This is a genomic window from Pseudomonas sp. Sample_14, from assembly GCF_004307515.1.
Taxonomy (GTDB): Bacteria; Pseudomonadota; Gammaproteobacteria; order Pseudomonadales; family Pseudomonadaceae; genus Aquipseudomonas; species Aquipseudomonas atacamensis.
On sequence record NZ_RCOC01000046.1, the window covers coordinates 20,941 to 28,299 of the forward strand.

Below are 7,359 nucleotides of genomic sequence, written 5' to 3' on the forward strand. Positions count from 1 at the left end.
CCAAAAGATCGCAGCCTTCGGCAGCTCCTACACTCAATCCGTAGGGCCTGCCAAAGGCTGCGATCTTTTGCTTTTACTTCGGATAAAGCGGCGGCAACCCACTTTCACTCACCGGATCCTGCACTCGTTCCGCCGCCGGAATAGTTCGGATCGCCCGCCACAAATCCTCACCCTGCCAGTGCTGCCCGGTCTCGCTGTACAGCGCGCCGTTCAACCCGTCCAACGCGTCCGATAACGGCACAAACCGCGCGGCCATGTCCGCTAGCGTCTCCGGTTGTTGCCGCGCCCAGGCGTCCAGTGCCTGGCGGGTGGCGTGGGGGTCGTTGGCCTGGCTGGCGCGTTTGATGTCGTCTAGCAGGGTGCGTGGGCTAGGGCCGGTCTGGGCGGCGCGGTGGATTGCCGGTTGCCAGCGGGCGCGCCACCAGAGGCCGAAGCCGAGCAGGGTGGTGCAGGCGAGGATCAGGGTGCTGAGTTTCCACCACCACAGGGTGTCGTTGTCGGGCGTACTCGGTTGCAGGGTGCCGGCCGGGGTGTCGATTTGCAGGCTGGGGTTGTTCGCCACTTGCAGGGTGCGCGCGGGCAGGCTGCTGTGTTCGAGGTGGTCTTCGAAGGTGTTCCACCAGACCACGTCGACGGTTGGCAGGTCGATCGCGCCGCTGCGGCTTGGCACCAGGGCTTCGCGTTCTTCGCGGCTGCCGATGATGCCGCGGTCGCTGCTCTGGTTGCTCAGCACCGGTTGATCGGGGTAGCGGCGCAGGCCGTTGACGTCGGTGGCGGGCAGGGCGGGGAGTTGCGAGCTGGCGAGGCCTTCGACTTTCAGGGTCAGACTGCGGGTCAGGGAATCGCCGACTTGGGTGTGGTCGGGTTCCGGGCTCCAGCTTTCGCTGAGGCTGAGGTTGCGCGCCGGCAACCAGGGTGCATCGACCGGGTAGGTCAGCGGTTTCGGTTTGACCGTCAGCGGAATCGACGCCGAGCTGACGCGCATCAGTTTGCCGGGCTTCGGCCCCGAGGCGTCTGCTGATGGCGCGGTATCGACCAGCGTGGCGCTGAACGTCTGCGGCGCGATGGTCAGCAGGCCGCTGTGTTGCGGATAGATCGCGTAGCGCATCTCGATCACGCCGTGGCGCAGGCCATTGATGTCTTTTTCGTAGGTGCGCGTGTCACCAAGTTGTTCGATGCGCGCATCGGCAATTTGCAACGGGCTGAGGCTGCTGTCGTCGTAGAGCGAAACCGAGTGATAAATGCGCAACGTCAGGATGGCCTGCGCCTGCACATAGACGCTGGTCTGATCGAGGCTGGCTTCGATGAACACCGGATCAAGGCTGTTGTTGTCTTCGCGGTTGTCGCTGGCGATCACCTGCACGGTGATCGGCTGGCTCTGTGCTTCGCCCAGTTGCAGCGGCGGAATCACTACGCTGCCGTTCTCTTTCGGCAGCAGGGTGATGATCCAGCGGGTGGTCGCGCGGTTGTCGCCGTTGAGGGTGTTGAGCTGGTTGACCTGGCGCGTGCCGCGCACTTCGAACAGCGCTTCCAGCGCCGACAGATCGGGCTTGCCGAATTGGGTGACGTCGTCAGTTTCGAGGGTGAGCTCGACCGTCTCGCCGGAGTTCAGGCGACTGCGATCCACGCTGGCGGTCAGCTCGGCCGCCTGAGCGGTGGCCGTGCAGATCAGCAGGGGCAGCAAGAGAGCGGTGAGGCGGGTCATCGATTGTTTTCCTGATCCTGATGTTGTTGCTGTTCGTACCAGAATTTGCGCCTTAGCAGTTCGCCCGGGTCGTCCGGGATCTTGCCCAGCCATTGCTCGAGCGCCTGACGCTGCTCGCCTTCGAGGTTGTTCTCGCTCGGGCGCAGGGTCGGCACCGTGTCGGTTTCCTCTTCCTCGTTGCTGCCGGGGATTTCATTGGGGCCGGGCAGCGGCGGGGCGGTCGGCGGCGGTTCGCTGGCCGACTCGGCCGGTTGCGCCTCGCTCTGGGTTTCACTGCTCACCGCCGGAGGGGGCGCGGTGGTGGGCGAGGGCTCATCGCCGGGCAGACTTTGTTCGTTCGGCTGGTTATCCGGTTCGGGCGGCGGCGGGGCGTTTTTCTGCTTCAGCAGGTTTTCCACCAGCGCCTTGTTGGTCTGCGCCGGACGCAGATCCGGTTGCAGTTCCAGCGCCTGTTCGTAGGCGTCGATTGCTGCTTCCAGCTCGCCACTTTTTGCCAAAGCGTTGCCACGATTGTAGTGGGCGCGGGCATCGCTGCCCTCGGCAAAACGCTGAGCGGCGCCACTGTAGTCGCCGGCCTCGTACAACGCCACCCCTTGCCACTGATGATCTTCAAAATGCTGCGCGGCTTCGGCCGGTCGTTTCTGCTTGAGCAAGTGCAAACCCTGTTGATCGGGGCGCAGCCACAAGTCTTCGAAGTCGAAAGCGTAGCTCGGTTGCGGCAGGCACCACAGCAGCGGCAGGCAGAACAGCCAGCCACGGCGCCCGGCACACGCAGCCAGCAACAACAGCGGCAACAGCAGCCAATAGCCCTGATCGGCCCACGTATCGAGGCGCACGGTCTGGCCGTCGTCGCGCAGGCTGCGCGGGCCGTTGAGCAGGCCAAGGGCGCCAAGATCAGCCTCGTCGAGTCGCGCCGGGCGATACTCGCCTCCGACGCTATTGAGGAATGTCGCCAGACCAGGACTGTCGAGTTGTGGTACGCGGATCGCGCCTTGCTCGTCCTTGAGGAAACTGCCGTCCTCCTGGGCAATCGGCGCACCTTCGGCGGTGCCGATGCCGAGCATCAGCAGTTGCGTCGACTCGCCATTCAGAGCACGACGAATGCCTCGCCGTTCTTCTTCATTGAGCGACGAACCGATCAGCAGAATCCGTCCCTGTCCCAGCGCACCTTGCTTGAGCAACGCCAGCGCCTTGTCCACGGCCAGATCGGCGCGGTGGCCGGCTTCCGGCATCAGCGACGGCTTCAGCGCGTCGAGCAGGTTGCGGCTGGTCGCCAGATCATCCGACAGCGGCACCAGCGTGTGCGCGCTGCCGGCATAAACGACGATGGCGGTCTGCGCATCGCTGCGCGCCTGCAACAGGTCGAACAGCTTGCGCCGCGCCTGTTCGAGACGCGTCGGCGGCGAGTCGGTGGCGAGCATCTCCGGGGTCAGTTCGAGCACGACTACCAGCGGGTCGGCGGGTTTCTGGCTGGTCTGTTCGACGCGCTCCCAGCTCGGCCCGAGCAAGGCCAGAATGGTCAGCAACCACGCCACGCCAAGGGCGATCCACGGCAGTTTGCTCTGGCGACCGCTGCCGCCACTGAGCAGAGCTGCGTGGAATGCTGGCGGCAGTATCATCTGCCAGCGACCGGCGCGTTTCTGCCGGTGCCAGAGTTGCCAGAGCAGCCAGCCGAGCAGCGGCAACAGCAACAGCCACCAAGGGCGGAACCAGTGCGGCCAGAGCGCGATCATCGGCGCCTCCGCAGGCGCAAACGCTGCAAGCGCTGACGCCAGTCCGGCAGTGGACTTTGCAAATACAGTTGCTTGGTAAACAGGCGTTGCAGCGGATTGTCCGGCCACAGTTCGCGAACGACCAGCAACAGGCTCAACCACAGCGCCAACGCCAGCGGCCAGTGATACAAGGCTTGCGCCGGGCGTGCCTGAGTCGGTTGTTGAGTCACCGGCTCGAGCTGATCGAGGGTGTCCTTGATCGCTTGCAGCTCCAGGCCGTCATGGGCGCGGAAGTACTGGCCACCGGTGATTTCGGCGATGGCCTTGAGTGCCGGTTCATCCAGATCGAGGCTCGGATTGACCCCGAGCAGGCCGGTCGAGCCGCTGTCCTCGGGATTGGCGCCGATGCCGATCGGATAGATTCTGACGCCTTCGCTGGCGGCCAGTTTTGCGGCGGTCAGCGGATTGATTTCGCCGCCGTTGTTGGCGCCGTCGGTGACCAGAATCAGCACTCGACTTTGTGCCGGGCGCAGGCGCAGGCGTTTCAGGGCCAGGCCGATGGCATCGCCGATCGCCGTGTTCTTGCCGGCGATGCCGATCCGCGCCTCGTCGAGCCAGACGCGTACGGTGCGCCGGTCAAAGGTCAGCGGCGCTTGCAGGTAGGCCTGACTGCCAAACAGGATCAAACCAACGCGGTCGCCGTCGCGGCTTTCGAGGAAATCACCGAGCAAGTGCTGCACCAGCGACAGGCGACTGACTTCTTCGTCTTGCCACTGCATGTCGGGGAAATCCATCGAGCCGGAAACATCCACCGCCACCAGCAGATCACGGCCACTGGCGGCGATCGGCAGCGGTTCGCCGAGCCATTGCGGGCGGGCGGCGGCGGTCAGCAGGATCAGCCACAGCAAGATAAACGGCGCCTGCTGCCGCCAGGCCGGCAAGTTGGCGCGGGCTCGGCGGCGGGCGAGGCCTTCGAGGTCGGCGAGGAAACTGACTTTCAGTGCCGGCTCGCCGCTGTCGGCCACCGGCAGGACCAGACGCATCAACCACGGCAGCGGCAACAGCACGAAGACCCACGGCCAGGCGAACTCAAACATGTTTGCGAATCCACGTGTCGACCGCTTGGGTCAGGCCGGCGATGGCTTTGTCGTCGAGTTTGCATTCCGGCTTGTACGCGCCTTCGACCAGCACCATCCAGCGCGTCAGGCCGGCAGCGGGGCAGCGGTTATCGAGGAAGGCCAGCCATTTGCGACCGTTGAGGGTGTGGCTCTGGCTGTACGGATAGTGGTTGCGGCACAGGCGTTTGAGCAGGCCGTTGAGTTGTTGCAGCCAGGCGCCGGCCGGAGCGCCGTCGTAAGGCTTGGGCATTTGCGCCAGTTCGGCGAGCGCGGCGATGCGCACCGGATCCAGCGGTTGCTCGGCGCGCACCACCGGGCGTTTCTTCATCGGAATGAAGCGGCGCAGCTTCCACACGGCAAAACCCAGCAGCGGCAACAGCAGAAGCAGCAGCCACCAGCCCGGCGCCGGTGGCCAGAAGGCGATCGGCGGCGGCGAGATCAGCGGTTGCAGTTGGTCGAGGCCGTTCATCGACCTTTCCCCGGACGCTGCGGGTTCAGGAACTCGCGCATCTGCTCGACCATTTCGCTCTGCGTGCTCAAGGGCATCAGCAACACCCGCAGCTTCTGCGCGAGCAATTCCCAACGGGCGATGCGCGCTTCGGCCTGGGCGCGGTAGGTCTGGCGCAGGTCGAAGTTCAGCGTGTCGATCTCCAGTTGCGCGCCACGTTCGGCGAAGCGCAGCAGGCCGGCGGCGGGCAGGGCGTGATCGAGTGGATCGGACAGCGGCAACATCAGCAGATCGCAATGCCGCGCCAGCAGACTCAATTGCTGCTCGGCGCTGTCGGACAAAGCGCGTTCATCGCAAATGACGATGGCCAGACTGCCCGGGCGCAGCACTTCCCGCGCGCGGCGCAGGGCCACGCCGAAGGCATCGCGATCTGGCTCGCGCTCGCTGTGCAGCGACTGATTGACCTTGACCAGACGGTTGAGCAATTGCAGCAGGCTCTGCTTGCTCCGGCGAGGCTTGATTTCGTAGTGCTCGTTATCGCCAAACACCAGCCCGCCAACCCGGTCGTTGTGCCCCAGCGCGGCCCAACCGATCAGCGCCGCGACTTGCGCCGCCAGCACCGATTTGAACATCAGCCCCGAGCCGAAAAACAGCCGCGTGCTCTGCTCGACCATGATGAAAATCGGCCGCTCGCGTTCTTCATGGAACAGCTTGGTGTGCGGTTCCTGCGTGCGCGCGGTGACGCGCCAGTCGATGGTGCGCACGTCGTCACCGGCCTGATACACCCGCACTTGGTCGAAGTCGACGCCACGGCCACGGAATTTCGAATGATGCAGGCCGATCAGCGGGCTGCGCTGACTCGGCGTGGAAAACAGCTGTACCTCGCGCACGCGGTGACGCATTTCGATCAGCTCGGCGAGGCTGATGCGGATACCGGGTTCGGAGGGCAGGGCGGCGTTCATGGGGGTCAAGCGACGGCGACGACGTCGAGAATCCGCTGCACCACGCGATCCTGATCGATGCCAGCGGCTTCGGCTTCGAACGACAGAATGATGCGATGGCGCAACACGTCGAACAGTACGGCCTGAATGTCTTCCGGGCTGACGAAATCACGACCGGCCAGCCAGGCGTGGGCGCGGGCGCAGCGATCGAGGGCAATCGAACCGCGCGGACTGGCTCCGTAAGCGATCCACTCGGCCATTTCCGGGTCGAACTTGGCCGGGTTGCGCGTGGCCATGATCAGTTGCACCAGGTATTCCTCTACGGCGTCGGCCATGTACAAACCAAGGATTTCCTTGCGCGCGGCGAAGATCGCCTGCTGGCTGACCCGACGCTCGGGCTTGGTCTCACCGTTCAGCGCCTCGCCACGGGCCTGCTGGAGGATGCGCCGTTCGACAGCAGCGTCGGGGAAACCGATCTTGACGTGCATGAGGAAACGGTCGAGCTGGGCTTCCGGCAACGGATAGGTGCCTTCCTGTTCGATCGGGTTCTGCGTGGCCATCACCAGAAACAGCGGCGACAGCTCATAAGTGCTGCGCCCGACGCTGACCTGACGCTCGGCCATCGCTTCGAGCAAGGCCGATTGCACCTTGGCCGGCGCACGGTTGATTTCGTCCGCCAGCACCAGGTTGTGGAAGATCGGCCCTTGCTGGAAGACGAAACTGCCGGTTTCCGGACGGTAGATTTCGGTGCCGGTGATGTCGGCCGGCAGCAGGTCAGGGGTGAACTGGATTCGATGGAACTGGGCTTCGATGCCCTCGGCGAGTTCTTTGATCGCTTTGGTCTTGGCCAGACCGGGAGCGCCCTCGACCAGCATATGGCCGTCGGCGAGCAGGGCGATGAGCAAGCGCTCGATGAGTTTTTCCTGGCCGAGAATCTGCGTTGAAAGAAAGGTTCGCAGCGCGAGCAGCGCTTCACGATGTTCCATCGATGACTGTTCCTGGAAAGGGTGACCGAAGACGTTCGAATAACGCCAGGGCTGGGGGCGTTACTTTAATCCATCGCGGGGGGCGCCGACTAACGGCATTTTGTAGAAATGTGCGGATTAACGCTCGTTCCCACGCTCTGCGTGGGAATGCAGAGCGTGGGAACGATCACCTCAAAACCGGTAGGAGCGAGCGGTGCGGCGATCCGACTTGCCCGCGAGGGCGCCCATTCAGCCACCATCAGATTTCGCTGATGTAAGTACCAATCCCCTCGAGAATGTTCTGCAGCGTCTCTTCCACCTCGGCCAGATCGCTGGCATCGGTACTGTGCAGGATTTCCAGCGAATCATTGCCACCCAGCGCATCGGCGTCCACGGCGGCGATTTCGATCAGCAGACGGTCAGGGCTGAGGGTGACTTTCACGCCATCCAGGGCCGAAGGCTTGTCGTGG

Annotated in this window: 6 protein-coding genes and 1 pseudogene; all 7 read right to left on the bottom strand. The window is 64.2% G+C overall.

Annotated elements, in window-relative coordinates; genetic code table 11:
• Window positions 1-73: 73 nt before the first annotated feature.
• Window positions 74-1,705 (bottom strand): BatD family protein, encoded by a 1,632-nt coding sequence (locus D8U61_RS11140; RefSeq protein WP_130926919.1) that lies wholly within the window; start codon window positions 1,703-1,705, stop codon window positions 74-76.
• Window positions 1,702-3,438, bottom strand: coding sequence for a tetratricopeptide repeat protein (locus tag D8U61_RS11145; RefSeq protein ID WP_130926920.1), 1,737 nt, complete (start codon window positions 3,436-3,438; stop codon window positions 1,702-1,704). The genes D8U61_RS11140 and D8U61_RS11145 overlap by 4 nt, the downstream gene beginning before the upstream one ends.
• A complete protein-coding gene (locus D8U61_RS11150) occupies window positions 3,435-4,514 on the bottom strand; it encodes a VWA domain-containing protein (RefSeq protein ID WP_130926921.1) in 1,080 nt (359 codons plus the stop codon). Before D8U61_RS11150 ends, D8U61_RS11145 begins: the two co-directional genes overlap by 4 nt.
• Window positions 4,507-5,004 carry a DUF4381 domain-containing protein gene (locus D8U61_RS11155; RefSeq protein WP_110645661.1) on the bottom strand — a complete coding sequence of 166 codons (498 nt, stop codon included), beginning with the start codon at window positions 5,002-5,004 and terminating at the stop codon, window positions 4,507-4,509. Before D8U61_RS11155 ends, D8U61_RS11150 begins: the two co-directional genes overlap by 8 nt.
• On the bottom strand, window positions 5,001-5,945 hold the full coding sequence (locus D8U61_RS11160) for a DUF58 domain-containing protein (protein ID WP_016774988.1): 945 nt from the start codon (window positions 5,943-5,945) through the stop codon (window positions 5,001-5,003). The genes D8U61_RS11155 and D8U61_RS11160 overlap by 4 nt, the downstream gene beginning before the upstream one ends.
• A 5-nt stretch (window positions 5,946-5,950) precedes the next feature.
• Window positions 5,951-6,910, bottom strand: coding sequence for a MoxR family ATPase (locus tag D8U61_RS11165; protein WP_030142594.1), 960 nt, complete (start codon window positions 6,908-6,910; stop codon window positions 5,951-5,953).
• 238 nt (window positions 6,911-7,148) lie between these two features.
• Window positions 7,149-7,359, bottom strand: a pseudogene (locus D8U61_RS11170) (hypothetical protein); the annotation flags it as partial.

Bases quoted from the DNA above. Each gene is read 5' to 3' on its own strand.
- D8U61_RS11140 (WP_130926919.1), bottom strand. From the start codon at position 1,705: ATGACCCGCCTCACCGCTCTCTTGCTGCCCCTGCTGATCTGCACGGCC.
- D8U61_RS11145 (WP_130926920.1), bottom strand. From the start codon at position 3,438: ATGATCGCGCTCTGGCCGCACTGGTTCCGCCCTTGGTGGCTGTTGCTG.
- D8U61_RS11150 (WP_130926921.1), bottom strand. From the start codon at position 4,514: ATGTTTGAGTTCGCCTGGCCGTGGGTCTTCGTGCTGTTGCCGCTGCCG.
- D8U61_RS11155 (WP_110645661.1), bottom strand. From the start codon at position 5,004: ATGAACGGCCTCGACCAACTGCAACCGCTGATCTCGCCGCCGCCGATC.
- D8U61_RS11160 (WP_016774988.1), bottom strand. From the start codon at position 5,945: ATGAACGCCGCCCTGCCCTCCGAACCCGGTATCCGCATCAGCCTCGCC.
- D8U61_RS11165 (WP_030142594.1), bottom strand. From the start codon at position 6,910: ATGGAACATCGTGAAGCGCTGCTCGCGCTGCGAACCTTTCTTTCAACG.